This is a genomic window from Pseudomonas sp. LF020 (assembly GCF_053456425.1).
Genome location: NZ_JBRFIX010000007.1, coordinates 310,889 through 335,565, shown reverse-complemented (window position 1 = coordinate 335,565; position 24,677 = coordinate 310,889). Strand labels below are relative to the sequence as shown.

Below are 24,677 nucleotides of genomic sequence, written 5' to 3'. Positions count from 1 at the left end.
AAAAGATCGCAGCCTGCGGCAGCTCCTACAGGGGGATCAGTGGTGTTCGACGCCCGCGCGTTTGAGCAGTTTCTTGCAGCGCTCGGACAGATGAAACACCTGCAACTCTTTCCCGGCCTTGGCGTAACGCTCGCGCAGCGTCTTCAGTGCAGCAATCGCCGAATAGTCGACGAAGCTCAAATGCCGGCAATCCAGCGTCACCCGGGCCGGGTCATTGGCCGGGTCGAACTGGTTGAGGAACGGCGTGGTCGAGGCGAAAAACAGCGTGCCGTGCAGGCGGTAGAGCTTGCTGCCGTCGGCTTCCAGGTGCTCATCGGCGTACAACTCGCGGGCCTGCTGCCAGACGAAATTCAGCGCGGCGATGATGATCCCGCAGAGCACGGCAGTGGCCAGGTCGGTGAACACGGTGATGGTGGTTACGGCGATGATCACCAACACGTCGTTGAGCGGCACTTTGTTCAACACCCGCAACGAGGCCCAGGCGAAGGTCTGCTGCGAGACCACGAACATCACGCCCACCAGCGCCGCCAGCGGAATACGCTCGATCAACGGTGACAGAAACAGGATGAACAGCAGAATCAACACCCCCGCCACCACCCCGGACAAACGCCCGCGACCGCCGGAGCTGAGGTTGATCACGGTCTGGCCGATCATCGCGCAACCGCCCATGCCACCGAACGCCCCGGAGACCACGTTCGCCGCACCCAGCGCGACGCATTCGCGATCCGGGTAACCACGGGTTTCGGTGATTTCGTCGGTGAGGTTCAGGGTCAGCAGGGTTTCCAGCAGGCCCACCAGCGCCATCAGAATCGCGTACGGAGCGATGATGCGCAGGGTTTCCAGCGTCCACGGAATGTCTGGCAAGGCGAAGGTCGGCAGGCCGCCGGCGATGTGCGCCATGTCGCCGAGGGTGTGGGTTGGCAGGCCGAACAGGTAGACCAGCAGGCCCACGCCGAGGATCGCCACCAATGCCGGCGGCACCGCGCGGGTCAGGCGCGGCAGAATGTAGACGATGGCCATGGTCAGCAGTACCAGCCCGGTCATCAGGTACAGCGGCGTGCCGCTGAGCCAGTGTTCGCCGCTCTTGAAATGCTCCAGTTGCGCCAGCGCAATGATGATCGCCAGACCGTTGACGAAACCGAGCATCACCGGGTGCGGCACCATGCGCACCAGTTTGCCCAGACGCAGCAAGCCGAACGCCATCATGATCAGTCCGCCGAGCAACACCGTCGCCAGCAGATACTGCACACCGAGCTGCACCACCAGTGCGACGATCACTACCGCCATCGAACCCGCCGCCCCGGAAACCATTCCCGGCCGGCCGCCGAATAACGCGGTCAGCGTACAAATGATGAAGGCCCCGTACAGGCCCATCAGCGGGTTGAGGTGAGCCACCAGCGCGAACGCAATGCATTCGGGCAACAGGGCAAACGAGGTGGTGAGTCCGGCCAGGACATCGGCGCGCAGACGTTTCGGTTTCATGGCTTACCTGACTGATCGGCCGACGAATGTGGCCGCTGATGTTCGTAAAAAGTGGGGAGCGGATGTTACGGAATAGTTCGGAATCGGGCCAGCGATCGCTGACACCCGTCGACGCACGATTTATGCTGACGCGCTTGTGCCTCCACCGAGTATGACCATGACTGCATTGCTGACCGCCCGCGACGTTTGCCAGCGCTTGCGCGAGGCTGCGCTGGGCGTGCTGTCCCTGCGGACTGCGGAGAAACCGGGCGATGCCGGCCTGGTTGCGGTCGATATCGAAGGCTGGCAGTTGCTGCTGGACTTTGAGGGCGGACGCTTGCACCACTGTGAACATTGCCGCTGCCCGGATGGCCGCGAGGGTACATTGGCGACGTGGCAGCGTTACGGCACCAATCCGGTCAACCTGCTGAGTACCTGGGAATTGGCACAGGTCGAGCGGTTGCTGACGCGGCAGCGTTGAACCCGATCAGCCCTGACGCAGATCGAGCAAATAAGTGTAATAGCCGGTATCACGCACATAACCCAGCGACTCGTACAAACCCTGCGCCGTAAAGTTGTCGGTGGCAGTTTCCAGCACCAGACCTTTGGCGCCAGTCTGCAACGCAAAGTCGCGCGCGGTGTTCATCAGTAACCGCCCGACGCCGCGCCCCCGAGCGGCGGGCATGGTGAACAGGTCGCTGAGCAACCAGGTGCGATGGGCATCGATCGAGGAAAACGTCGGGTACAGCTGCACAAAACCCAACGCTTCGGCGTTTTCATTCTGGGCGAGAAAAATTGCCGATTCGTCGGCGGCCATGCGCTCGGCGACGAAGGCTCGCGATTGCTCAAGGTTCGATGGCTGTTGATAGAAACCGCGATAAGCGTCGAACAGTTTTGCCACCGCCTCCAAATGCGCCGCCGTAGCGCGCAGTGCCTTGATGGCCATGTTCCCTCCCCCGTTTTTTTTGATGATCGAACCAGCATAGCGCTCTTGAGCGAGTTAGCTGGCCTCACCGTTATATAGTTTTGTATATTGCGAAACCGAATTTGTCAGTATCTGCCCATGCCAACCATTTACATCGTGTTCCCATGAGTGCCATCCGCGTACGCAACGAACAACTGATCCTCGCCGCCGCCAGCGAAGAGTTTGCCGCCAACGGCTTCGACGCCACCCAGACCCGCGACATCGCCGCCCGTGCCGGCGTGCCCAAGGCCAACCTGTATTACTACTTCCAGACCAAGGAAAATCTCTATTCCAAGGTCCTGCTGGGATTCGTCGAACCGCTGCTGGAAGCCTCGGCGGCGCTGCGCGAAAGCGACGACCCCATGATCGGCCTGCGCGCCTACGTCGCCGCGCGTATCCGCATCGCCCGCGAACACCCGGCCATCGCCAAGGTCTTCAGCGGCGAACTGCTGCTCGGTGGCCGCCAATTGCCGGACGAATGCCGCGACCTGCTGCACGCCGAAGCCCGACGCAATGTCGAATGCCTGCGCAGCTGGATCGAGCGCGGCTTGCTGGCGCCGGTGGATCCGGAGCACCTGATGCTGTTCATCTGGTCGGCAACCCGCACCTACACCAATATTGGCTGGCAGATGGGCTGCATCACCGGGCGCCCGGTGCCGCAGGATGAGGATTATCAGACGGCGGCGGAGACGATTACGCGGATGGTGCTGGAGGGCGTCGTGGCACCGCGGGTTGGGGAGGTTCGTGGGGTTCTGTTTGCGACTTGAGGTGTCAGGGCTGCTACGCAGCCCAGCGCGAGCAAGCTCGCTCGCCACAGGGGATTTGGGCTGGGCATGGGAATCTGTGCACATCACCGGCCATTGTGGGAGCCAGCCTGCTGGCGATCATCTTCATTGACAGGTTCGCCGCCATCGCTGGCAGGCCAGCTCCCCAAGGATCGGTGTTGTTCAAAGACTTTGTGATCCATGCCAAACTCTGTGGGAGCTGGCTTGCCAGCGATGAGGCCAGTAAGACCGACAGAAGAATTTTCGGGCCTCAGAAAATGATCCCGGCTACAGGTTTAACGTCGATGCGACCGGTAGCGCCGGTCAGGTGCGCCAGATCCTTGTTGTGTTCGGCGATGATGTCTTCGGCGCTCATGTTGCCGTTGTCGACCGTGGAGTGAGCGTCCGCGGCGAGCACCACGTCGTAGCCCAGTTCATGCGCCCTGCGCACGGTGGCGTTGACGCAGTAATCAGTCTGCAGGCCGCAAATGATCAGACGTTCGAAGTCTTCTCCGGGCAGCAGCTTTCGCAGATCGGTCTGATAGAACGAATCCCGGGTGGTTTTGCGTACGCGCAGGTCCTGCGTTTCAGTCAGCAGGCTTTCGGCCAGTAGCCAGCCTTCGGCACCATGGGCCAGCGGGCTGTCCTTTTCTTCATGCTGAATCAGCACCACCGGCACACCGGCCGTGCGCGCGCGAGTGCTGAGCTGGTTAATGGTATCGATGACGCGGCGAATGTCGAAGCACTGGTATTCGCCCGAGCAGAGAGCCTGTTGGACGTCGATGATCAGCAATGCGCTAGACATGATGGGTCTTCCTTGATCGATACTCAAGACAGGGGCCGGGCCTGAGCCCGCCCCCTTTTTACGCCTCTCAATAGCCCAGTGACAACCCGGTATTGCGCCGTGGATCATTGGCCCCGTAGAAACGGTTCTTGCCCACCGGTTTACCGCCCAGCGACGGCGCGCCGACGAGGATGGCCGCGATGTGGTTGGCATCCTGTGGCCCTGCAAACTTGTGGCCCCAGCTCTCGAGAATCTTCTTCGTGTCGGGGCTGGCGGCGAAGTCTTCGAGGTTGGTTTCTTCAGGCATCCATTGCTGGTGGAAACGCGGCGCGTCGACCGCCTCTTGCAGGCCCATGCCGTAATCGATGACATTGAGCATGGTCAACAAGGTCGCAGTGATGATGCGGCTGCCACCCGGGGTGCCGACTACCATCACCACTTTGCCATCCTTGGTGACGATGGTCGGGCTCATCGACGACAGCGGGGTTTTGCCCGGGGCGATGGCATTGGCCTCACCCTGCACCAGACCGTACATGTTCGGTACGCCGACCTTGGAGGTGAAGTCGTCCATTTCGTCGTTGAGGATCACCCCGGTCTTGCTCGCCATCACCCCGGCGCCGAACCAGTCGTTGAGGGTGTAAGTCACCGACACTGCATTGCCCCACTTGTCGACAATCGAATAGTGCGTGGTGTTATTGCCTTCATGCGGCGCGACGCCGGGTTTCAGCTCAGCAGAGATCCCGGCCTTCTGTGGCTGGATCGCGTTGCGCAGCTTGGTCGCGTAGTTTTTGTCCAGCAGATGCTCGATCGGATTCTTCACAAAATCCGGGTCGCCCAGATAGCTGTTGCGGTCCACGTAAGCGTGGCGCATCGCTTCGATCTGGTAATGCATGCCCTGGGCCGAATGGAAGCCCAGATCCTTCATCGGATAACCTTCGAGAATGTTCATGATCTCGCAGATCACCACCCCGCCGGAGCTTGGCGGTGGCGCCGACACCACGTGGTAGCCACGGTAATCACATTCCACCGGGGCCAATTCGCGGGTCTTGTACTTGTCGAGGTCGGCCTGAGTAATGATGCCTTTGTTGGCCTGACTGGACGTGACGATGGCGTCGGCCACCCAGCCTTTATAGAAGCCGTCGGCGCCTTTTTCGGAAATGGTGCGCAGGGTTTTCGCCAGATCCTTCTGCACCAGTTTCTGACCGACCTGCATCGGCTCGCCGTTGTGCAGGAAGATCGAACCGGAATCGCGCATGTCCTTCTTGAACACATCGGTGGCGTAGTCCAGCAGATCGACATCGCCCTGCTCCAGCTCGAAACCGTCTTCAGCCAGTTTGATCGCCGGGGCGATCATATCCTTGCGCGGTTTGGTGCCGTACTTGCTCAGCGCCAACTCCATACCTGAAACGGTGCCGGGCACTGCCACGGCGAGATGACCGCGGGTGCTCAGGTCCGGGACGACGTTGCCGTCCTTGTCCAGGTACATGTTGGCAGTCGCCGCCAGCGGGGCTTTTTCGCGGAAGTCGAGGAAGGTCTTGCGTCCGTCCGCCAGTTGAATGGTCATGAAACCGCCACCGCCGAGGTTGCCAGCCGCGGGATACACCACCGCCAGCGCATAGCCCACAGCGACCGCTGCATCCACCGCATTGCCGCCGTTTTTCAACACATCGACGCCGACATGGGAGGCCAGATGTTGGGCGGTGACCACCATGCCGTTCTCGGCGGCCACCGGGGCCACCGAAGCGGCGTGGGCCATCAGGCAGCTCAGTGCCAGTGAAGTCGCGATCAGCGTTTTGGCCAAAGGTTCGTACTTCATGAGTCGATCTCTTTTTTGTTATTGGATTCTGTGCAGAACAGAGGGGAACGCTGCAAAAGCACCTAGCAGTATGGTCGCTATTACGATTTGCGCCTCCCCGCTCAGGCAGTATGCTGGGTGCCGCTGTCCCGCCGTCCCGGAGTTTTGCCCATGTCCTACACGTTCATCACCCTGCCCTCACCGGTCGGCGAATTGAAGCTGGTCGCGAACGGCTTGCGACTGGCGGCCATCCTCTGGGAAAACGACAAACCGGGCCGGGTGCGCCTCGGTCCGATGAGCGAAGCGCCGGACAATCCGTTGCTGCAGCGAACCGCGCAGCAGCTTGAAGAATACTTTGCCGGCAAGCGTGATCGCTTCGACCTGGAGCTGGATTTTGTCGGCACCGATTTTCAGAAAAAGGTCTGGGGGGCGTTGCTGACCATTCCGTTTGGCGAAACCCGCACTTACAGCCAGATCGCCGAGCAGATCGGCAATCCCACCGCCGTGCGCGCCGTGGGTGCAGCGAATGGGCGCAACCCGATTTCGATTGTCGCGCCGTGTCATCGGGTGATTGGTGCGTCGGGGAAATTGACCGGGTTTGCGGGTGGGCTTGAGGCCAAAGAGCGGTTGCTGGTGCTGGAGGGTGGTGAATGGTCTGATGTCGGTAGAACAGGCGACCTGTTTTAACCCTGCAAATGCCATCGTGTGGCGAGGGAGCTTGCTCCCGCTCCAGTGCGTAGCACTGGCAAAAACCTGGGGCCGCTGCGCAGCCCAGCGGGAGCAAGCTCCCTCGCCACAATGGATTGACGCTGAATCAGGTGTTGAAAAGGTTATTCATTGCTGCGTACTGCAACAGCATGATGGTCTTGGCATCGCAGATCTCGCCACGCTGGAACGCCGCGAGTGCTTCATCGAAGCCCCACTCGAGCACTTCCAGTTCTTCGGTTTCTTCTTCCAGGCCACCGCCCTCACTGACCTTCGACTTCGCGTCGTACTCGGCAATGAAGAAGTGCAGTTTCTCGGTCACCGAACCGGGGCTCATGTAAGCCTCGAATACCTTCTTCACGTCGTGCACGCGGTAGCCGGTTTCTTCTTCGGCCTCGTCGCGAATCCGCTGTTCCGGCGCCGCACCTTCCAGCAGTCCCGCCGCTACTTCGATCAGCAATCCATCGTGACCGTTGACGAACACCGGCAGGCGGAATTGGCGGGTCAGCACCACCGTGCGCTGTACGCGGTTGAACAACAGGATCGCCGCACCATTGCCACGGTCGTAGACTTCGCGGGTCTGCCGCTGCCAGTCGCCGTTGTTGCGCAGGTAGTCGAAGGTGATCTTCTTCAACAGGTACCAGTCGTGGGACAACACCTCAGTGTCGACAATGTTGACCCGCTCGGCTGTCTTGGTCATGACGCCTGATCCTTGTGTCATCGGAAAACGCACATATTCGATTAATCGCGCGCACAAAAAAAGCCCGGCAGCGCTACCGGGCTTCTTTATTTGCGGTTAACGGGCGAGGCGCGACAACGCGTCGTCCGTTTCCTGCTCCGCTGTTCGGGCGCCATGAATCAGCGGCCCATAACGCCGGCTGAACTCCCAATTGTACGGCACGCGATCCTTGCTGACGCCGTTGTCCCAGTTCACCGACCAGGTCATCAGGCCCTTGATCGGCAGCCCTTTGATCGCCAGACGCTTGAGCGCATTGCCCACGGCGGTGCTGTCGATCACATAACCGGTGGCGGCCGCATCGACGTTGGCCGGCAGGCCGATGACGAATTTGTCCGCCGGGATTTTGCTGAAACCCCGGGTGCCGGTCACCAGACTTTCGGTCAGGTAATAGAGGAAGTCCTCTTTCAGCGCATCGTTGTTCTGCGCGATCCATGCACCATTGCCATTATTGGCTTCCGGCACCCAGACCCCGTCGCCACCCTGGTTGTAGAACTGCGGCGCGATGAAGTCGTAATAGCCTTCCAGTGCCTGCAGGTAACCGACGTACTTGCCGTTGGTGGTCAGATACGGAAACTCCGGGGCCATGCTGATGATGAAGTGCTTGCCCTGGCCTGCGTAGTGATCCTTGACCAGTTTCAGTGCAGCCGGCAGCACGGTCTTGTTGGCAGCGAAATCAATCGCGCTCTGTTCAAGATCGATGTCCAGCCCGTCGAAGCCGTAGGTTTCCACCAGACGGATGATTTCATTGGCCAGTGGTTGCTCCTGTCCGGCCCGCAACTCGATGTGCGCGTCGGCGCCACCCAGGGACAGCAGCACCGCCCGCCCCTGGCTGTTGAGCACGCCGACCTGACGCCGGAACTCGGCATCGGAGACGTTGTAGGGCTTGAAGGTCGGAATTCCGCTGCCCTTCATGAACGCCACCGCGACCACGTTGTACTCTTTGGGCACCGCTTCCAGAGCGATTTCGGCGAAACGGCCCTGGCGGTAGCCGTCACTCGGACCGGCCGGCCAGTTGTGCCAGAAGCCCATGAGTATTTTTTTGCCGGCGATGCTCGGCATCAGCGAAGCCGCGTCAGCCGCCTGGTTTTGCACGAGTGTGAAGTCGATATTTGACATGTTCTAATCCTTCAGAACCTGTGGGTTGAGCGTAACGCCGTTATTTGAAGTCGACGTCGAACGCCTGATAGAACGCGTTACCGGTGTTGGCGACGATCCACATCAGCACGATGACGTGACGGCCCTTTTTGTTGGCCGGCAATTTCACCGAATGATTGACCTTGGCCTTCAGTTCACCCGGATAGCTGTAATACGGCACCTGAGTGTAGAAGTCTTCGGCGAAAGGCTGCGCTTCGAGCTGCGCACGGGAAATACGTTGCTTCGGATCCCAGCCATCCTTGGTGATCATCCAGCGGTAGCCACGGGTGGTGTGCGGCGCGGTGTATTCCCACTTCACTTCCAGCGTCTGGCCCGGGGTGACACTGAGCAGTGGCCAGCTGAACGGACGGTTGAGCTTTTTGCTCATTTCCTCGTCGGTGAAGTTCACGCAGTCACGGGCATCGGTCTTGCCACCGCTGAGGATGTAACCGTCGGCAGGCGGCGTGACGCTGTCACTGTCGCTGCCATACGGCGCAGGAAAAGGCCCTGCGGTCAGCGCCGGGAAGTTCTTGCCGCCTTCCATTTCGTTGACCTGCCAGGCACCGAGCAATCCTTGCTCGATGGCTACCGCACCGCGGCTGGCTGGGGAGGTGACGCGACCGTGTCGCAGTTGGGTTTGAGCTTGTGGTTGGTTCATGTTTTTCACTCCGTTGATTTAAGAACTCTCCTGTCCGAGGAGAGGCCTTCAAGCTAACGGAGGTGGATTTTTTGTCCATCGGCGGTTTTGTCGCAGGCCATCGACGGCTCAAGCGGAAAACCCCGAAAATACTGGATGAATATACAGTCATTTGCGACAACGCCCACCTGACGCATGGCTAAAGGCCTACACGCCGGCACAGCAAAAACCTGCAATCATCCCCTCACTCCAGTTGTGCCTGGTATTCCTTTTCGTATTGTCCTGCGAGTTGCTCTTTCTGCTTTTCGTTGAGCAGCTTGCCGGCCATCTGGAAGAACTTCTGCTCTTCTTCCTTCAGATGGTGGTGGACCTTGTCCGACAGTTTTTTCGCGGTGGCCAGCCAGGCCGGGCTGGACATCTCGGTCTCGTCCAGTTCTTCCATCATCTCGTCCATTTCATGGTGCTCGGAGATGGCATGGCGACTGAGGTCGACACCATTGTCGAACTCCATCAACGGGATGTAGAAGTGGCGTTCTTCAGCGGTTTCGTGGGCCTGCAGCTCGGCTTTCAACTGTTTGTAGGCTTCAACCCGCTCCGGGGTGTCACCGCTGGTTTCGACCAGGGCTTTGGCGTAATTGCGCTGGCGGTCGTGGCTTTCGCGAAGGGCTTCGAAAATGTTCATGGAGGTTCCTCATCAACCGCGTTCGAAATGACGCTGTAAAAGCTAGACCCCGGCGCAACAAAGACGGTTCCAACGGGTTGAGGAAGGGACCTGGAAGATGCACGTCAGGCAGGATAGGCTGCGCACTCACCTCACAAGGAAGTCGCCCATGACGTTGCGAATCGAGTTGTCGCAGAACCCCACGGAAGAGCAACGCAAGGCCATTCTCGAGCCTTTGATTGCCTATAACGACGCCCAGACCGGCGGCTCCAAGTCGGAGCCCTTCGCCCTGCTGGTGCGCGATGAACACGACGCGATACTCGGCGGTTTGTATGGCCGGGTGATTTTTACCTGGATGTACATTGAATTGCTGTGCGTACCGGAACAGGGTCGCGGGCAACGCATCGGTTCGGAATTGATGGCCATGGCGGAAAATCTGGCCAGAGAAAAGAACTGCATGGGAATCTGGCTGGACACCTTCGATTTTCAGGCGCCGGAGTTTTACAAGAAGTTGGGATTCACGCAGTTTGGCGAGATTGTCGACTACCCGCCGGGGCATAGTCGGCATTATTTCCAGAAGCGCTTGATCGGTTGAATTCACTGGCCCTATCGCGAGCAGGCTCACTCCTACAGGATCGGTGGCGAACACAAATCCAGTGTGGGAGCCAGCCTGCTGGCGAAGACGGCAGCCGCTTCAGCGCAATATCAGAGACAGGTCGCCAACCCCGCCAATCGGCGCTTGGCAACAAAATCATCTTTCTGCGCGTAGTAATTGAGCACCGTGCCCGACGCATCGCTGGTCACATCGACAAACGACTCCGCCGAACGCGTGTACACGGTCGAGCCGCCCTTCTTGCCCGGTTGCAGGTACGCCCCGGCATCCACACCAAACACCGCTTCGTCCTGCCAGGCGAATTGCACGCACTGAGCCACGACTTTCTCGGGCTTGTCCGAGGTCAGAACCTTGTAAGGGGCTTTGGTGCGAGAATCGTCCATCACCGAACCCGCGCAGCCGGCTAGCAGAGTCGCGGCCAGCGCTACCATCAGAATTCGCATTGCATTCGCTCATTCAGAAAAAAGCGGACTGTATCACCGCAACAGGCAAAATCGTTCTGCTTTACTGCATTTATAGCGCGACACGCATCGGCCGCTCCGGCACCCTAGGGTCATCAGCCTCACAAGGAACACACATGGCGCCCACCGACCAGCGACATGAACAAGCCCTGAAACTGTTTCTCGACGCGCGCCCCGAACTGCGCGAATCCCTCGATCATCTCAACCCGCTGCTGGCCCAGGCCAAGGGCGAAACCCCGGCGCAGTATCGTGAAGAACGCTTGCACGAAGCCTTCGAGGCCGAGGCGGAGAATCAAGGCCTGTTTGCCTGGGAACTGACCTTGCTCCTGACGGCGGCAACGCCCGAGGACTATCAGGCCCAGCGCATGGAGGTGCACCGCGAGGTGGCGGAAATGGCGCACATGAGCTGGGCGGATTACTGCGATCTGTATGGGTTGGAACCGTAACCGCCGCTGAAGGATATCGTCGCCGATGCTGCCCTCCACTTCGACTCACCGCGCCACTTCCGGGCATCTGCACCGACAGAAATGGCGCGGGCGCATCGGTCTGGCGCTGGTGGCCAGCCTGTCAGTGCTGGCAGGCATGACCGACGCGATCGGCTTCATGGCCAGCGGCGATTTCGTTTCGTTCATGAGCGGCAACACCACGCGACTGGCGGTGGCGATCAGTGACGGCGACCTCGGACTGACCTTGCGCCTGATCATCCTCGTCATCACCTTCGTGATCGGTAATGCCTTGGGGATCGTGATCGGGCGCCTCGGTGGGCGGCGCACATTGCCCTTGTTGCTGTGCATCGCCACCCTGCTCTGCCTGGCGGCCGCCTGGCCATATGACACGCAACTGCCGGCGCTGCTGGCGGCGATCATCGCGATGGGCATGCTCAATGCGGCGGTCGAGGAAGTGAACGGTCTGCCGGTCGGCCTGACCTACGTGACCGGAGCGCTGTCGCGGTTCGGCCGTGGACTGGGGCGCTGGATGCTCGGCGAACGCCGGAACGGCTGGCGGGTGCAGTTGGTGCCGTGGAGCGGGATGTTCATCGGCGCGATTCTCGGCGCGGTGCTGGAACAGCATTTCGGGCTTCGGGCATTGTTCGCCAGCGGCTTGCTGGCGGCGGTGCTGGGCGTACTGACCTTGAGCATTCCGCGGCGCTGGCAACTCGGCTATATGCCCCGTTGATCGAGGTCTCACTCAAATCCCCTGTAGGAGCTGTCGAGTGAAACGAGGCTGCGATCTCTTGATCCAGCTTGTAAAGATCAACAGATCGCAGCGTGCCGCAGCTCCTGCATGGATTCGCCCCCTATGACCGATAGCAGCAGAAATCGGTGTGTACAACTTGGGTTTCGCGGCTGCCTCGATAAAGCTTTATCATGGCCGCAGTTTTGCTGATCGAGTCCGTCATGAAGTTCGCCATAGCGCTATTTTCCGCCGCCCATGCGCCCTCCTCGCGCCGCGCCCTGCTGTTCGCTCAGGCCGCGCTGGCCGGCGGGCATGAGATTGTCCGGCTGTTTTTCTATCAGGACGGCGTGTACAACGCCTCGGACGCGGTGGTCACCCCGCAGGACGAACTGGACCTGCCCAAACAGTGGCGCGCATTCATCAGCGAGCAGCAACTGGACGGCGTGGTGTGCATCGCCGCCGCCTTGCGCCGTGGCGCACTGAATGACGAAGAAGCCAGGCGCTACCAGCGTGAGGCGGTCGCGGTCAGCGCGCCGTGGGAATTGTCCGGCCTCGGCCAGTTGCACGATGCGGTGCAGGACGCCGATCGACTGATCTGTTTCGGAGGCGCGTGAGATGGCCAAATCCCTGTTGATCATCAGCCGCCAGTCGCCGTGGTCTGGCCCCGGCGCCCGCGAAGCGCTGGACATCGTCCTCGCCGGCGGCGCGTTCGATCTGCCGATCGGCCTGCTGTTTCTCGATGATGGCGTGATGCAACTGGCCGCCGGGCAGAACGCCAAGGCCCTGCAACAGAAAGACCTCAGCGCCAACCTGCAGGCGCTGCCGATGTTCGGCGTTGAAGAACTGTTCTACTGCACCGACAGCGCCAGCGCCCGTGGCCTGAGCACGCTGTCGCTGGACGAAGCGCAGCCACTCGGCGCCAGCGAAATCACCGCCCTCATTGACCGTTACGACCAGGTGATCACCCTCTGATGTCGACTTTGCATGTGTTGTCTCATTCCCCGTTCGGCGACGAGCGCCTGAGCAGTTGCCTGCGCGTGATCGGCGCTGCTGACGCGTTGCTGTTATCCGGCGATGCGGTCTACGCCCTGCAACCGGGCACTGCGCCATTCGCTACGTTGAACGCACGCCGAGTCAAGCTGTTCGCCCTCGCCGAAGACCTGCTGGCCCGCGCCATCGTTGCTCCCGACTGGGCTGAAGCCATCGATTACCCGGCGTTCGTCGAACTGTCGATCCACCACGACAAGGTCAACAGTTGGCTATGAACTCGATGACTGTCGGCGCCCGCGCCATCGAACTGGACAAGGACGGCTTTCTGGTCGACCTCGATGACTGGTCCCAAGACGTCGCCAGCGCCCTCGCCGCCGCTGAAGACATCGAACTAACCCCCGAGCACTGGGAAGTCCTCGACCTGCTGCGCAGCTTCTATGCAGAATTCCAGTTGTCGCCGGCCACCCGCCCGCTGATCAAGTACACCGCACTCAAACTCGGCCCGGACAAGGGCAACAGCCTGCACCTGAACCGACTGTTCAAAGGCACCCCTGCCAAACTCGCCGCGAAACTGGCGGGCCTGCCCAAACCGACGAATTGCTTATGACCGACTTTCCAGCGCTGACCCTCGAAACGCCCGCCGAGCACCCGTTCGCACAATTCGTGCGGATCCTCGGCAAGGGCAAACGCGGCGCCCGCGACCTGACCCGTGAAGAAGCCCGGGAAGCCATGGGCATGGTGCTCGACGACAAGGTCGAAGACACCCAGCTCGGGGCCTTTCTGATGCTGCTGCGGCACAAGGAAGAAAGCGCCGAGGAAATGGCCGGTTTCACCGAAGCCTTGCGCGAGCGCTTGCAGGCACCAACGCTGAACGTCGATCTGGACTGGCCGACCTACGCCGGCAAGAAACGTCATCTGCCGTGGTATCTGCTGTCGGCCAAGTGCCTGGCGCAAAACGGCGTGCGAATCTTCATGCACGGCGGCGGCGCGCATACCGCCGGACGTCTGTACACCGAACAATTGCTTGGCGAGCTGAACATCCCGCTGTGCCGCACCTGGCAGCAGGTCGGCAGCGCGCTGGACAATGGAGGCCTGGCGTTCATGCCGCTGATGGACTGGGCGCCGCAGTTGCAGAAGATGATCGACCTGCGCAACACCATGGGCCTGCGCTCGCCGATCCATTCGCTGGCACGCATCCTCAATCCACTGCGCGCCCGTTGTGGTCTGCAAAGTATTTTCCACCCGGGCTATCAAGCGGTGCATCGCGAGGCCAGCGGTCTGCTCGGCGACACGGCGATCGTGGTCAAAGGCGATGGCGGCGAAATCGAGATCAACCCGGATGCCGACAGCCATCTGTACGGCACCAAGGGCGGCGAGAGCTGGGACGAGGAATGGCCGCAACTGTCGAGCCAGCGCCACGTCAAACCGGCCACGCTGGACGTTGAACATCTGAAAGCGGTGTGGCGCGGCGAGGTGGTCGACAGCTATCCGCAATTGGCCCTGATCTCGACCATGGCCCTGGCCCTGCGTGGCCTCGGTCAAAGCCGCGAGCAAGCGTTCGCAACCGCCGAGCAGTACTGGGCCGCACGCAACAAATCGATATAACCGATCATAGACGCCCGATCTTTGCGCTTTTTGTTCGAACTCATCGGAATAGACTCGGCTCCAACGCTTATTGGATTCAGGAGTCTTGATCATGGGTTTACTCGTCGATGGCCGCTGGCAGGACAAGTGGTACGAAAGCAGCAAGGATGGCGCCTTTCAGCGCGAACAGGCGCAGCGTCGCAATTGGGTCACCACTGACGGCCAGCCCGGGCCGAGCGGTGATGGTGGTTTTGCCGCCGAGGCCGGGCGCTATCACCTCTATGTGTCCCTCGCCTGCCCGTGGGCGCACCGCACGCTGATCCTGCGCAAACTCAAAGGCCTGGAAAGCCTGATCGATGTGTCCGTGGTCAGCTGGCTGATGCTGGAAAACGGCTGGACCTTCGACAAGGCGCTTGGCTCGACTGGCGATAAGCTCGACCACTTCGACTTCATGCATCAGCGCTACACCGCCGACGCGCGGGACTACACCGGCCGCGTCACCGTGCCGGTGCTGTGGGACAAGAAGCTCAAGCGCATCGTCAGCAATGAATCGGCGGAAATCATCCGCATGTTCAACAGCGCCTTCGATGGCCTGACCGGTAACGAGCTGGACTTCTACCCGGCGCCATTACGCGGTGAGATCGATGCATTGAACGAGCGGATTTATCCGGCGGTGAACAACGGCGTGTATCGCGCCGGCTTCGCCACCTCGCAACAGGCTTATGAAGAGGCGTTCGATGAGGTGTTTGCAGAGCTGGATCATCTGGAGCGGGTGCTGGACGCCAACCGCTACTTGACTGGCGAGTACCTGACCGAAGCCGATGTGCGCCTGTTCACCACGATGATTCGTTTCGATGCGGTGTACCACGGGCACTTCAAGTGCAATCTGCGGCGGATCGCCGATTATCCGAACCTGTCGAACTGGCTGCGTGAGCTGTATCAGTGGCCGGGGATTGCCGAGACGGTAGATTTTCAGCACATCAAGAATCACTACTACGGTAGCCACAAGACCATCAATCCGACCGGGATTGTGCCGAAAGGGCCGAAGCAGGATTTCAGCGGGGCGCATGATCGGGCACGTTTGGCTGGCAAAGGAGTCTGGCGCAGGGGCTGAGATTTTTATTGTTTTTTTGGGGCCCCATCGCTGGCAAGCCAGCTCCCACAGGGATTTTGGTGATGCTGAAGATTGCAGTTTCAACACAAAAACCTGTGGGAGCTGGCTTGCCAGCGATAGGGGTCAACTCGATTTTCAGACCTGCGCCTGAGCGCCTTCAAACCACGCCAGTTTCTCGCGCAGTTGCACCACTTCACCGACGATCACCAGCGTCGGCGCATGCACTTCATGCTCCGCCACCAGACGCGGCAAATCGGCCAGCGTACCCGTGAAGACCCGCTGATTGACCGTGGTGCCCTGCTGAATCAACGCCGCCGGGGTGTCCGCGCTGCGACCGTGCCTGATCAACTGCTCGCAGATCACCGGCAAGCCCACCAGTCCCATATAGAACACCAGCGTCTGCGCCGGGGCGACAAGGTCGGCCCACGGCAGATCGGTAGAACCGTCCTTCAGGTGACCGGTGACGAAGCGCACGGACTGCGCGTAATCGCGATGGGTCAGCGGAATCCCGGCATACGCCGCGCAACCGCTGGCCGCCGTGATCCCCGGCACCACCTGGAATGGAATCCCGTGGGCCGCCAGCTCTTCGATCTCTTCACCGCCGCGACCGAAGATGAATGGATCACCGCCCTTCAAGCGCACCACGCGTTTGCCGGCCTTGGCCAGATCCACCAATTGCTGGTTGATCTGATCCTGCGGCACCGCATGATCGGCGCGACGCTTGCCGACGTAAATGCGTTCGGCATCGCGACGGCACAACTCAAGAATCGCCGGCGCGACCAAACGGTCGTACAGCACCACATCGGCTTGCTGCATCAGGCGCAAGGCGCGGAAGGTCAGCAGATCCGGATCACCCGGCCCCGCGCCCACCAGATACACTTCACCGGTGGTGATGTCCGCTTCGCCATCGATCTTGGCCTGCAACAGACGCTCGGCCTCGGCGCCCTGCCCGGCCAGTTGCCGGTCGGCAATCGGGCCTTGAAACACGTCTTCCCAGAAACCACGGCGCTGCTGCACGTCCGGAAACAGGTTTTTCACCTGATTGCGGAAACGCGCGGCAAGACCGGCCAACTGGCCGTAGGTCGAAGGAATCCAGGTTTCGATCTTGGCGCGAATCAGCCGCGCCAGCACCGGCGCATCGCCGCCGCTGGACACCGCGATGATCAGCGGCGAACGGTCGACGATCGCCGGGAAGATCACGCTGCACAGCTGCGGCGCATCGACCACATTGACCGGCACGCAACGCCGATGGGCATCGCTGGAGACCTGAGCGTTGAGCGTTTCATCGTCGGTAGCGGCGATGATCAGCCCGCAACCGTCCAGGTCCGTTTCCACGTAACCACGCAGCAGACATTCGCCACCGCTGGCGCTGACCAGTTCGCGCAGTTGCGCTTCGATTTCAGGTGCGACCACCCGCAGCAGCGCACCGGCATCGGCCAGCAGGCGGGATTTGCGCAAGGCAATTTCCCCCCCACCGACAACCAACACACGACTGCCGCGCAGGTTGTGAAACAGCGGCAGATATTTCATTTAGCCGATGACCTCAAGGCCACCCATGTACGGCTTCAGCACGTCCGGCACGCGGATCGAACCGTCGGCCTGCTGGTAGTTTTCCAGCACGGCAACCAGGGTACGACCGACCGCCAGGCCAGAACCGTTGAGGGTGTGCACCAGCTCAGGCTTGCCGGTTTCCGGGTTGCGGAAGCGCGCCTGCATACGGCGGGCCTGGAAATCACCGCAGTTGGAGCACGAGGAAATTTCGCGGTACTTGTCCTGGCTCGGAATCCACACTTCGAGGTCGTAGGTCTTCACGGCGCTGAAGCCCATGTCGCCGGTGCACAGCGCCAGGGTGCGGTAAGGCAGACCCAGCAGTTGCAGGACTTTTTCGGCGTTGGCAGTCAGGCCTTCCAGCGCTTCCATCGAAGTCGACGGCTCGACGATCTGGACCATTTCAACCTTGTCGAACTGGTGCTGACGGATCATGCCGCGGGTGTCGCGACCCGACGCACCGGCTTCGCTGCGGAAGCACGGGGTGTGCGCGACGAACTTGATCGGCAGCAGTTTCGAGTCGACGATTTCACCGGCCACAATGTTGGTCAGCGACACTTCGGCGGTCGGGATCAGGTACAGATCGGCTTCGCCTTCGCGAGCGATCTTGAACAGGTCTTCTTCGAACTTCGGCAGCTGGCCGGTACCTTGCAGCGCTGGGGCCTGAACCAGATAAGGCGTGTAGGCCTCTTCGTAGCCATGCTCGTTGACGTGCAGGTTGATCATGAACTGCGCGAGGGCGCGGTGCAGACGGGCGATCGGGCCGCGCAGCAGGGCGAAACGTGCGCCGGACAGCTTGGCGGCGGTTTCGAAATCCAGCCAGCCGAACTTCTCGCCCAGTGCAACGTGGTCTTTCACTTCGAAATCGAACTGCGTCGGCGTGCCCCAGCGGCGCACTTCAACGTTGTCGTCTTCGTCCTTGCCGACCGGTACCGATTCGTGCGGCAGGTTGGGGATACCCAGCAGGATCGAGTCCAGCTCGGTCTGGATCGCGTCCAGCTCGACTTTACCGGCACTCAGCTCGCCCGCCATGCGCTCGACGTCCGCCATCAGCGGCGCGATGTCTTCGCCGCGCTGCTTGGCCTGACCGATGGATTTGGAACGCGCGTTACGCTCAGCCTGCAGTGCTTCGGTGCGGGTCTGGACGGTCTTGCGCTGTTCTTCCAGCGCTTCGATGCGCGCGGTATCCAGGGCAAAGCCACGGGAAGCCAGGCGGTCCGCTACGTCCTGAAGGTTGCTACGTAACAGTTTGGAATCGAGCATGTCGGTTTCTCGTTATCAAAGTTTGGTCAAGGACAGGCCGGCCCACGTCGCGAGCAGCCCGCCGAATACGCTGATCGCCGCATAGCCCAGGGCCAGCGGCACTTGCCCGCTTTCCAGCAGGCGCACCGTATCCAGTGAAAAGGATGAAAAAGTCGTCAGCCCCCCGAGGAAGCCGACCATCAACCCGGCGCGCACCTCGATCGGCACCTCCGGGCGTATCAAAAACAGGCCGTACAACACGCCAATCAGCAGACAGCCCACGATATTAACGGCCAGCGTCGCGGTATAGAAGTGCCGCGGCCAATTGGCACTGACCCAATTGCCGGTGGCGAAGCGCAACAGCGTGCCGGCAATCCCGCCGACGGAGACCGCAACGATCAATGGAAGCACTATTTTCTCCGCTGTCTTGGGCTTAAACGGTCGAGTTGCGCGAGGTGGTTGAGCTTCTCGCCGATCTTCAATTCCAGGCCACGGGGCACCGGTTGATAGAACGGGATCGGCTCAAGCTCTTCCGGGAAATAATCTTCACCGGCGGCATAAGCGTCCGGTTCGTCGTGGGCGTAACGGTATTCGTCGCCATAGCCCAGTTGCTTCATCAGCTTGGTCGGCGCATTGCGCAAGTGCAGCGGCACTTCCAGCGAACCGTACTCGGCAGCGGCGCGCAGCGCGGTCTTGAAGCCCATGTACACCGCGTTGCTTTTCGGCGCACAGGCGAGATAAGTGATGGCCTGGGCCACCGCCAGCTCGCCTTCGGGGCTGCCAAGGCGCTCCTGCACTTCCCACGCCGCCAGGCACAGGCTCAGCGCGCGCGGGTCAGCGTTGCCGATGTCTTCGCTGGCCATGCGCACCACGCGCCGCGCCAGATACAACGGATCGCAGCCGCCATCGATCATCCGCGCGAACCAGTACAGCGCGCCATCGGGGTTGGAGCCGCGCACTGACTTGTGCAGCGCCGATATCTGGTCGTAGAACGCTTCGCCGCCCTTGTCGAAGCGCCGCCGGGTATCGCCAAGCAGGCTTTGCAGCAGCTCGGTGCCCATCTCGCTGTTGTCTTCAGCCAGGTCCGAGGCATTCTCCAGCAGATTGAGCAGGCGCCGGCCATCGCCATCGGCGGCCGACAGCAGCATCTGGAAGCCTTCATCGCTGAGGGTCAGGTTGCGCTTGCCCAGCCCGCGCTCTTCGGTGAGCGCACGGTGCACCAGTTTGCGCAGCGCTGTCTCGTCGAGGCTTTTCAGCACATAGACGCGAGCCCGCGACAACAGCGCGTTGTTCAATTCAAACGAAGGGTTTTCGGTGGTGGCGCCGATGAAAATCAGCGTGCCGTCTTCGACGTACGGCAAGAACGCATCCTGCTGCGATTTGTTGAAGCGGTGCACTTCATCGACGAACAGGATCGTGCGCTTGCCGTACTGCCCGGCCTGCTGCTTGGCGATTTCAACGGCCTGACGGATCTCCTTGACCCCGGCGAGTACCGCCGAGACCGTTTCGAAGTGCGCATCCGAGACTTCCGCGAGCAACCGCGCCAGGGTGGTCTTGCCCACACCCGGCGGGCCCCAGAAGATCATCGAATGCAGGGCACCTTGCTCCAGCGCCTCACGCAGAGGCTTGCCGCGAGCGAGCACGTGCTCCTGACCGACGTACTCATCCAGATTGGTCGCGCGCAAACGCGCGGCCAGTGGCTGGGCAATCGGTGCACTGCGAAACAGATCCATCACGTAGCGTTGAAACCTCTGATTGTCTTAAGCCTGTTGGAATAACTGTGGCGAGGGAGCTTGCTCCCGCTGGACTGCGTAGCAGTCCCCGCTTTTGATTCAAGAGAGGGGCCGCTTCGCGCCCCAGCGGGAGCAAGCTCCCTCGCCACAAAGGCTCCAAGCCACAAGAGCCCGACCCGGGATCCGGGGTTTATTCCTGAATGACGTCAGCACCCTTCGGGATGTCGAACTTGAACTTCGACGCCGACACCGCTTCGTTGGCCTTGACCCCGGTGAACAGGATGTTGGTGCGCTGACCAACGCTGTCGATCAGTTGCATGTCATTGACCAGGCCGTTGCGGAACGACAGGCGCAGGCTGTCGAACAGGGTGTCCTTGGTCTTCGGCTTGAGGGTGAAGTCGATCACGCCGCCCGCCTCTTTCGCGCTGATCTCGAAGCTCTGGCTGATCTTCGACACATCACCGGACAGCAGCAGCGCCGGGGTCTGGGTCAGACGCTCGTCGAGCTTCTTGATGGTGGCCTGTTCCAGGTCCGGGTCCCACAAGGTGACTTTCTTGCCGTCGGAGACCATGGTCTGCTCATTCGGCGCTTCGGTATGCCAGTAGAACAGGCCCGGACGCTGCAGAACCATGTCGCCACGGGTTTCCTGCAACTGCGTGCCGCTGCCATCGAGGGTCAGCTGGGAAAAATTCGCGGTCAGGGTTTTAGATGTTTCGAGCAGTTGGGTCAGACGCGCCACGTCCTTGTCATCGGCGTGGGCCGTGAGCGTGGTCAGCGCCAGTACTGGCAACAGCATGCGGATAAGACGCATGGGAGTCCTCTTGAATACTTGTGGGAAGGGACGGCGCGTCATTGCGCCATCCTTTGTTACAAATCGGAGCGGCCAAATCAGTCGCGCATCGGGCCCGGGGCCAGTACTTCACGCGAACCGTTGGTGTTCATCGCCGTCACCACGCCAGCCATTTCCATGGCTTCGATCATGCGCGCAGCGCGGTTGTAACCGATCTTCAGCTTGCGCTGTACCGCGGAAATCGACGCCCGGCGGCTTTCCAGGACGAACTGCACGGCTTCGTCATACAGCGCGTCGGTCTCCGGATCATCACCGTCGCCGCCACCGCTGCTGCCTTCAAAGCCGCTGCCCGCCTCTTCGACACCGTTGAGGATGTCATCGTTGTATTCCGGTGCGCCACGCAGTTTCCAGGCTTCCACCACGCGGTGTACTTCATCGTCGGAAACGAACGCGCCGTGCACCCGGATTGGCAGGCTGGTGCCCGGTGGCATGTAGAGCATGTCACCGTGACCGAGCAGTTGCTCGGCGCCGCCCTGATCGATGATGGTCCGCGAGTCGATCTTGCTCGACACCTGGAACGCCATACGTGTCGGAATGTTGGCCTTGATCAAACCGGTGATCACGTCCACCGATGGCCGCTGGGTCGCGAGGATCAAGTGAATACCGGCGGCACGCGCCTTCTGCGCAATACGCGCAATCAGCTCTTCAACCTTCTTGCCGACGATCATCATCATGTCGGCGAATTCGTCGACCACCACAACGATGGTCGGCAGCTTCTGCAGCAGCGGCGCTTCGTCGTGAATGCTTTCGCGCTTGTACAGCGGATCGCTCAACGGCTCGCCAGCGTCCTGGGCTTCCTTGACCTTGGCGTTGAAGCCGGACAGGTTACGCACGCCCATTTTCGCCATCAGCTTGTAGCGACGCTCCATCTCGGCAACGCTCCAACGCAGGGCGTTGGCGGCGTCCTTCATGTCGGTCACTACCGGGCACAGCAGGTGCGGAATGCCTTCGTAGATCGACAGCTCGAGCATTTTCGGGTCGATCATGATCAGCTTGGCGTCGTCCGGGCCGGATTTGAACAGGATCGACAGGATCATCGCGTTCACCCCCACCGACTTACCGGAACCGGTGGTACCAGCCACCAGCAGGTGCGGCATCTTCGCCAGGTCGGTGATGACCGGTTTGCCACCAATGTCGTGACCCAGGGCCAGGGTGACCGGCGATTTGAAGTTGTCGTACTCGGGGGTCGACAGCACTTCGGAGAAACGCACGATCTGCCGGTCTTCGTTGGGAATCTCGATACCGACCGTGGTCTTGCCCGGAATCACCTCGACCACCCGCACACTGGTCACGGCCAGCGAACGTGCAAGGTCTTTCGCCAGGTTGGCGATACGGCTGACTTTGACGCCGGCCGCAGGCTGGATTTCGTAACGGGTAATCACCGGGCCCGGATGAATCGAGTCCACGGTGACTTCGACGCCGAACTCCTTGAGCTTGATCTCCAGCAAGTGGCCGACCGCAGCCAGGGATTCCGGCGAATAATTGAGTTGTTTCTTTTCCGCAGGATCGAGAATCGAGATCGGCGGCAAGGTGCCTTCCACGGCGCTGTCGACGAACAACGGCGCCTGCTTCTCTTTCTGCACGCGCTTGCTTGGTTCTGGCGCCTTGACCGGAGCCGGGGCAATGACCGGCGGCACCTGCTTCTCGCGATCGGACATGTGCTTGCTCAGGGCCTGCTCACGCTCGATCAGGCGCTCTTTGACCTTGGCCTGTTCACGCTTGTCGGTGACGGTCGGCGCCACCACATCGTGGACGCGGTCATCGACTTCACGCAGTTGCGCAACCAGTTGCTTGCGCTCGGTACGCGCCGACCACCAGCGGTTGACCGCGCCCTGGAACAATTCGAACAGGTCCAGGGTGATCTTGCCGGTGACGTCCATCACCTTGAACCACGACAGATCGGTAAACACGGTCAGGCCGAACAGGAACAGCGCAATGAACAACAGCGTGCTGCCCTGGATATTCAGCGCGTTTCGCGCCAGGTCACCGAGACTTTCGCCCAGCGCCCCGCCCGCACCCGCCGGCAGACCGGTAGCGGCATGAAAATGAATATGCGCCAGCGCGGCGCCCGACAGCACCAGGAACACCAGACCGATCAGGCGCCATGAGAACAGCCAGCCGCTCCACTGCCACGGCTCGTGACGTTGACGGAAGATCTGATAGGCCTTGACCGCCAGCAGCAACGGGAAGATGTACGCGAAGTAACCCAGCACCATGAACAGGATGTCGGCGCTGTAGGAACCGGCCGGGCCGCCGAAGTTCTGCACGTCGTCGATCTTGCTGTTGTGGCTCCAGCCGGGATCATCCTTGCCGTAGGTCAGCAAGGCCATCATCAGGAACAGGCACAAGGCACCGATGGCGATCAATGCACCTTCCTTGAGCCGGTAGTGCAATTGCTGGCGCCAGAGCGGAACGACTGTTTTTGGTGCTGCGGTGGATTTCTTCAAAACGCTTCTTTTCCTGCGCCCGGGGCGCGTCCATCTATTGAATGACGATAAAAAACTGCCCAATCCAGGCAGGTAAAAAAGTGAACCGGCGCATCTGAGACTACTTTTAACACTGTGCCGCGGCTTTTATAAACACAGCCATAAACACAGCGCTCTACAAATATTCTGTAACAGCCCGGCATTGTACGGGTTTGTGCGGCTGATGCCATGCTTCAAACCCATAGCTGAGCATAGCCAAGCGCACAAATCCTGCGGTTCAATTTGAGCATGCATTGTCTTTTGTGACAAAGGCTTATGAGGTGTAATTGATGAACGCAGCGAAGCATTCACGCTTGATCATTCTCGGCTCCGGCCCGGCCGGTTACAGCGCCGCCGTGTACGCCGCCCGGGCCAACCTCAAACCGGTGGTGATAACCGGGCTGCAGGCCGGTGGCCAGCTCACCACCACCGTCGAAGTCGACAACTGGCCTGGCGACGTCGAAGGACTGACCGGTCCGGCGCTGATGGAGCGCATGCAAAAACACGCCGAGCGCTTTGCCACAGAGATCGTTTACGACCACATCCACACCGCCAAGTTGCAGCAGCGCCCGTTCGAGCTTATCGGCGACAGCGGCACTTACACCTGCGATGCGCTGATTATCGCCACCGGCGCTTCGGCGCAGTATCTGGGCCTGCCCTCGGAAGAAGCGTTCGCCGGCAAAGGGGTTTCGGCTTGCGCGACCTGTGACGGCTTTTTCTATCGCAATCAGGTGGTCGCCGTGGTGGGTGGCGGCAACACCGCGGTCGAGGAGGCGCTGTACCTGTCGAACATCGCCAGAGAGGTGCATCTGATTCACCGACGCGACAAATTGCGCTCGGAGAAAATTCTCCAGGACAAGCTGTTCGAAAAAGCCGCCAATGGCAACGTTCGCCTGCACTGGAACCAGAATCTCGACGAAATACTGGGCGACGCCAGCGGCGTGACCGGCGCCCGTCTGCGCGACAGCCACACCGGGCAGACCCGCGAACTGGCACTGGCCGGCGTGTTCATCGCCATCGGCCACAAACCCAACACCGACCTGTTTCAAGGCCATTTGCCAATGCGCGACGGCTATCTGCTGGTCAAGGGCGGCAGCGACGGCGACGCCACCTCCACCGAGATCCCCGGCGTCTTCGCTGCCGGCGATGTGGCCGACCACGTCTATCGTCAGGCCGTGACCTCGGCCGGCGCCGGTTGCATGGCGGCACTGGACGCGGAGAAGTATCTGGACGACATTCCTGTCATTTAACGGCACA

The 24,677-nt window shown here is 60.8% G+C and carries 27 protein-coding genes and 1 pseudogene; 13 read left to right on the top strand and 15 right to left on the bottom strand.

Annotated features, from left to right (window positions below):
- Positions 1-36: 36 nt before the first annotated feature.
- Positions 37-1,482, bottom strand: coding sequence for a SulP family inorganic anion transporter (locus tag ACU680_RS18765; protein ID WP_448180222.1), 1,446 nt, complete (start codon positions 1,480-1,482; stop codon positions 37-39).
- Positions 1,483-1,639: 157 nt separating this feature from the next.
- Between ACU680_RS18765 and ACU680_RS18760 the strand changes: the two genes are divergently transcribed.
- Positions 1,640-1,942 carry a DUF7693 family protein gene (locus tag ACU680_RS18760; protein ID WP_367084941.1) on the top strand — a complete coding sequence of 101 codons (303 nt, stop codon included), beginning with the start codon at positions 1,640-1,642 and terminating at the stop codon, positions 1,940-1,942.
- 6 nt (positions 1,943-1,948) lie between these two features.
- On the opposite strand, the gene ACU680_RS18755 is transcribed toward ACU680_RS18760, so the two are convergent.
- Positions 1,949-2,407 carry a GNAT family N-acetyltransferase gene (locus ACU680_RS18755; protein WP_448180221.1) on the bottom strand — a complete coding sequence of 153 codons (459 nt, stop codon included), beginning with the start codon at positions 2,405-2,407 and terminating at the stop codon, positions 1,949-1,951.
- A 143-nt stretch (positions 2,408-2,550) separates the two neighbouring features.
- On the opposite strand from ACU680_RS18755, the gene ACU680_RS18750 reads away from it, so the two are divergent.
- The gene (locus ACU680_RS18750) at positions 2,551-3,192 is read left to right on the top strand and encodes a TetR/AcrR family transcriptional regulator (RefSeq protein ID WP_448180220.1); all 642 of its coding nucleotides are present in this window, start codon (positions 2,551-2,553) and stop codon (positions 3,190-3,192) included.
- 268 nt (positions 3,193-3,460) lie between these two features.
- Here the strand turns inward: ACU680_RS18750 and ACU680_RS18745 are convergent, their stop codons facing one another.
- Both ACU680_RS18745 and ggt read right to left on the bottom strand, forming a co-directional pair.
- On the bottom strand, positions 3,461-3,994 hold the full coding sequence (locus ACU680_RS18745; RefSeq protein ID WP_448180219.1) for a cysteine hydrolase family protein: 534 nt from the start codon (positions 3,992-3,994) through the stop codon (positions 3,461-3,463).
- Between the two features lie 67 nt (positions 3,995-4,061).
- Positions 4,062-5,789, bottom strand: a complete 1,728-nt coding sequence (gene ggt, locus ACU680_RS18740; protein WP_027614698.1) for a gamma-glutamyltransferase — start codon at positions 5,787-5,789, stop codon at positions 4,062-4,064.
- A 150-nt stretch (positions 5,790-5,939) separates the two neighbouring features.
- Here ggt and ACU680_RS18735 point away from each other — a divergent pair, with 150 nt between their 5' ends.
- Complete coding sequence (locus ACU680_RS18735; protein ID WP_367084949.1) at positions 5,940-6,455, top strand: methylated-DNA--[protein]-cysteine S-methyltransferase; 516 nt, start codon at positions 5,940-5,942, stop codon at positions 6,453-6,455.
- Between the two features lie 127 nt (positions 6,456-6,582).
- Here the strand turns inward: ACU680_RS18735 and ACU680_RS18730 are convergent, their stop codons facing one another.
- From ACU680_RS18730 to ACU680_RS18715, 4 genes and pseudogenes are all read right to left on the bottom strand, one after another.
- A complete protein-coding gene (locus ACU680_RS18730) occupies positions 6,583-7,173 on the bottom strand; it encodes an NUDIX domain-containing protein (protein WP_007966580.1) in 591 nt (196 codons plus the stop codon).
- A gap of 132 nt (positions 7,174-7,305) precedes the next feature.
- Positions 7,306-8,328, bottom strand: a pseudogene (locus tag ACU680_RS18725) (chitinase); the annotation flags it as partial.
- A gap of 40 nt (positions 8,329-8,368) precedes the next feature.
- Positions 8,369-9,004 (bottom strand): lytic polysaccharide monooxygenase auxiliary activity family 9 protein, encoded by a 636-nt coding sequence (locus ACU680_RS18720; RefSeq protein ID WP_400764534.1) that lies wholly within the window; start codon positions 9,002-9,004, stop codon positions 8,369-8,371.
- 223 nt (positions 9,005-9,227) lie between these two features.
- Positions 9,228-9,665 carry a hemerythrin domain-containing protein gene (locus ACU680_RS18715; protein ID WP_108590489.1) on the bottom strand — a complete coding sequence of 146 codons (438 nt, stop codon included), beginning with the start codon at positions 9,663-9,665 and terminating at the stop codon, positions 9,228-9,230.
- A gap of 148 nt (positions 9,666-9,813) precedes the next feature.
- Here ACU680_RS18715 and ACU680_RS18710 point away from each other — a divergent pair, with 148 nt between their 5' ends.
- Positions 9,814-10,239, top strand: coding sequence for a GNAT family N-acetyltransferase (locus ACU680_RS18710; protein ID WP_400764532.1), 426 nt, complete (start codon positions 9,814-9,816; stop codon positions 10,237-10,239).
- A 110-nt stretch (positions 10,240-10,349) separates the two neighbouring features.
- Here ACU680_RS18710 and ACU680_RS18705 read toward each other — a convergent pair whose 3' ends face one another.
- Positions 10,350-10,700, bottom strand: a complete 351-nt coding sequence (locus ACU680_RS18705) for a hypothetical protein (RefSeq protein WP_448180218.1) — start codon at positions 10,698-10,700, stop codon at positions 10,350-10,352.
- A 134-nt stretch (positions 10,701-10,834) separates the two neighbouring features.
- On the opposite strand from ACU680_RS18705, the gene ACU680_RS18700 reads away from it, so the two are divergent.
- From ACU680_RS18700 to ACU680_RS18665, 8 genes are all read left to right on the top strand, one after another.
- Positions 10,835-11,164, top strand: coding sequence for a DUF6388 family protein (locus ACU680_RS18700; protein ID WP_329697295.1), 330 nt, complete (start codon positions 10,835-10,837; stop codon positions 11,162-11,164).
- A 25-nt stretch (positions 11,165-11,189) separates the two neighbouring features.
- Positions 11,190-11,894, top strand: coding sequence for a YoaK family protein (locus ACU680_RS18695; protein ID WP_448180217.1), 705 nt, complete (start codon positions 11,190-11,192; stop codon positions 11,892-11,894).
- Positions 11,895-12,115: 221 nt separating this feature from the next.
- Positions 12,116-12,508 (top strand): sulfurtransferase complex subunit TusD, encoded by a 393-nt coding sequence (gene tusD, locus ACU680_RS18690; RefSeq protein ID WP_448180216.1) that lies wholly within the window; start codon positions 12,116-12,118, stop codon positions 12,506-12,508.
- A 1-nt stretch (position 12,509) separates the two neighbouring features.
- Positions 12,510-12,866 carry a sulfurtransferase complex subunit TusC gene (tusC, locus tag ACU680_RS18685; RefSeq protein ID WP_448180215.1) on the top strand — a complete coding sequence of 119 codons (357 nt, stop codon included), beginning with the start codon at positions 12,510-12,512 and terminating at the stop codon, positions 12,864-12,866.
- Positions 12,866-13,159: a sulfurtransferase complex subunit TusB gene (tusB, locus tag ACU680_RS18680; RefSeq protein ID WP_007966599.1), complete on the top strand. Its 294-nt coding sequence runs from the start codon at positions 12,866-12,868 to the stop codon at positions 13,157-13,159. The genes tusC and tusB overlap by 1 nt, the downstream gene beginning before the upstream one ends.
- Positions 13,156-13,491 carry a TusE/DsrC/DsvC family sulfur relay protein gene (locus ACU680_RS18675; protein WP_367084963.1) on the top strand — a complete coding sequence of 112 codons (336 nt, stop codon included), beginning with the start codon at positions 13,156-13,158 and terminating at the stop codon, positions 13,489-13,491. Before tusB ends, ACU680_RS18675 begins: the two co-directional genes overlap by 4 nt.
- On the top strand, positions 13,488-14,489 hold the full coding sequence (locus ACU680_RS18670) for a glycosyl transferase family protein (protein ID WP_448180214.1): 1,002 nt from the start codon (positions 13,488-13,490) through the stop codon (positions 14,487-14,489). The genes ACU680_RS18675 and ACU680_RS18670 overlap by 4 nt, the downstream gene beginning before the upstream one ends.
- Positions 14,490-14,580: 91 nt before the next feature.
- Positions 14,581-15,582, top strand: coding sequence for a glutathione S-transferase family protein (locus ACU680_RS18665; protein ID WP_448180213.1), 1,002 nt, complete (start codon positions 14,581-14,583; stop codon positions 15,580-15,582).
- 135 nt (positions 15,583-15,717) lie between these two features.
- Here the strand turns inward: ACU680_RS18665 and cysG are convergent, their stop codons facing one another.
- The 6 genes from cysG to ACU680_RS18635 all read right to left on the bottom strand — a co-directional run bounded on the left by cysG (position 15,718) and on the right by ACU680_RS18635 (position 23,402).
- Complete coding sequence (cysG, locus tag ACU680_RS18660; protein WP_448180212.1) at positions 15,718-17,112, bottom strand: siroheme synthase CysG; 1,395 nt, start codon at positions 17,110-17,112, stop codon at positions 15,718-15,720.
- On the bottom strand, positions 17,113-18,393 hold the full coding sequence (serS, locus tag ACU680_RS18655) for a serine--tRNA ligase (RefSeq protein ID WP_003223852.1): 1,281 nt from the start codon (positions 18,391-18,393) through the stop codon (positions 17,113-17,115).
- Positions 18,394-18,408: 15 nt separating this feature from the next.
- Positions 18,409-18,783 carry a fluoride efflux transporter CrcB gene (gene crcB, locus ACU680_RS18650; RefSeq protein ID WP_007966609.1) on the bottom strand — a complete coding sequence of 125 codons (375 nt, stop codon included), beginning with the start codon at positions 18,781-18,783 and terminating at the stop codon, positions 18,409-18,411.
- Positions 18,783-20,105 carry a replication-associated recombination protein A gene (locus ACU680_RS18645; RefSeq protein ID WP_003223849.1) on the bottom strand — a complete coding sequence of 441 codons (1,323 nt, stop codon included), beginning with the start codon at positions 20,103-20,105 and terminating at the stop codon, positions 18,783-18,785. Before ACU680_RS18645 ends, crcB begins: the two co-directional genes overlap by 1 nt.
- Positions 20,106-20,295: 190 nt before the next feature.
- Positions 20,296-20,916 (bottom strand): outer membrane lipoprotein periplasmic chaperone LolA, encoded by a 621-nt coding sequence (gene lolA / locus ACU680_RS18640; RefSeq protein ID WP_047601668.1) that lies wholly within the window; start codon positions 20,914-20,916, stop codon positions 20,296-20,298.
- 77 nt (positions 20,917-20,993) lie between these two features.
- Positions 20,994-23,402 (bottom strand): DNA translocase FtsK, encoded by a 2,409-nt coding sequence (locus ACU680_RS18635; RefSeq protein ID WP_400764519.1) that lies wholly within the window; start codon positions 23,400-23,402, stop codon positions 20,994-20,996.
- Positions 23,403-23,710: 308 nt separating this feature from the next.
- Between ACU680_RS18635 and trxB the strand changes: the two genes are divergently transcribed.
- Positions 23,711-24,670, top strand: coding sequence for a thioredoxin-disulfide reductase (trxB, locus tag ACU680_RS18630; RefSeq protein WP_448180211.1), 960 nt, complete (start codon positions 23,711-23,713; stop codon positions 24,668-24,670).
- Positions 24,671-24,677 lie beyond the last annotated feature (7 nt).

Bases quoted from the DNA above. Each gene is read 5' to 3' on its own strand.
- ACU680_RS18765 (WP_448180222.1), bottom strand. From the start codon at position 1,482: ATGAAACCGAAACGTCTGCGCGCCGATGTCCTGGCCGGACTCACCACC.
- ACU680_RS18760 (WP_367084941.1), top strand. From the start codon at position 1,640: ATGACTGCATTGCTGACCGCCCGCGACGTTTGCCAGCGCTTGCGCGAG.
- ACU680_RS18755 (WP_448180221.1), bottom strand. From the start codon at position 2,407: ATGGCCATCAAGGCACTGCGCGCTACGGCGGCGCATTTGGAGGCGGTG.
- ACU680_RS18750 (WP_448180220.1), top strand. From the start codon at position 2,551: ATGAGTGCCATCCGCGTACGCAACGAACAACTGATCCTCGCCGCCGCC.
- ACU680_RS18745 (WP_448180219.1), bottom strand. From the start codon at position 3,994: ATGTCTAGCGCATTGCTGATCATCGACGTCCAACAGGCTCTCTGCTCG.
- ggt (WP_027614698.1), bottom strand. From the start codon at position 5,789: ATGAAGTACGAACCTTTGGCCAAAACGCTGATCGCGACTTCACTGGCA.
- ACU680_RS18735 (WP_367084949.1), top strand. From the start codon at position 5,940: ATGTCCTACACGTTCATCACCCTGCCCTCACCGGTCGGCGAATTGAAG.
- ACU680_RS18730 (WP_007966580.1), bottom strand. From the start codon at position 7,173: ATGACCAAGACAGCCGAGCGGGTCAACATTGTCGACACTGAGGTGTTG.
- ACU680_RS18720 (WP_400764534.1), bottom strand. From the start codon at position 9,004: ATGAACCAACCACAAGCTCAAACCCAACTGCGACACGGTCGCGTCACC.
- ACU680_RS18715 (WP_108590489.1), bottom strand. From the start codon at position 9,665: ATGAACATTTTCGAAGCCCTTCGCGAAAGCCACGACCGCCAGCGCAAT.
- ACU680_RS18710 (WP_400764532.1), top strand. From the start codon at position 9,814: ATGACGTTGCGAATCGAGTTGTCGCAGAACCCCACGGAAGAGCAACGC.
- ACU680_RS18705 (WP_448180218.1), bottom strand. From the start codon at position 10,700: ATGCGAATTCTGATGGTAGCGCTGGCCGCGACTCTGCTAGCCGGCTGC.
- ACU680_RS18700 (WP_329697295.1), top strand. From the start codon at position 10,835: ATGGCGCCCACCGACCAGCGACATGAACAAGCCCTGAAACTGTTTCTC.
- ACU680_RS18695 (WP_448180217.1), top strand. From the start codon at position 11,190: ATGCTGCCCTCCACTTCGACTCACCGCGCCACTTCCGGGCATCTGCAC.
- tusD (WP_448180216.1), top strand. From the start codon at position 12,116: ATGAAGTTCGCCATAGCGCTATTTTCCGCCGCCCATGCGCCCTCCTCG.
- tusC (WP_448180215.1), top strand. From the start codon at position 12,510: ATGGCCAAATCCCTGTTGATCATCAGCCGCCAGTCGCCGTGGTCTGGC.
- tusB (WP_007966599.1), top strand. From the start codon at position 12,866: ATGTCGACTTTGCATGTGTTGTCTCATTCCCCGTTCGGCGACGAGCGC.
- ACU680_RS18675 (WP_367084963.1), top strand. From the start codon at position 13,156: ATGAACTCGATGACTGTCGGCGCCCGCGCCATCGAACTGGACAAGGAC.
- ACU680_RS18670 (WP_448180214.1), top strand. From the start codon at position 13,488: ATGACCGACTTTCCAGCGCTGACCCTCGAAACGCCCGCCGAGCACCCG.
- ACU680_RS18665 (WP_448180213.1), top strand. From the start codon at position 14,581: ATGGGTTTACTCGTCGATGGCCGCTGGCAGGACAAGTGGTACGAAAGC.
- cysG (WP_448180212.1), bottom strand. From the start codon at position 17,112: ATGAAATATCTGCCGCTGTTTCACAACCTGCGCGGCAGTCGTGTGTTG.
- serS (WP_003223852.1), bottom strand. From the start codon at position 18,393: ATGCTCGATTCCAAACTGTTACGTAGCAACCTTCAGGACGTAGCGGAC.
- ACU680_RS18645 (WP_003223849.1), bottom strand. From the start codon at position 20,105: ATGGATCTGTTTCGCAGTGCACCGATTGCCCAGCCACTGGCCGCGCGT.
- lolA (WP_047601668.1), bottom strand. From the start codon at position 20,916: ATGCGTCTTATCCGCATGCTGTTGCCAGTACTGGCGCTGACCACGCTC.
- trxB (WP_448180211.1), top strand. From the start codon at position 23,711: ATGAACGCAGCGAAGCATTCACGCTTGATCATTCTCGGCTCCGGCCCG.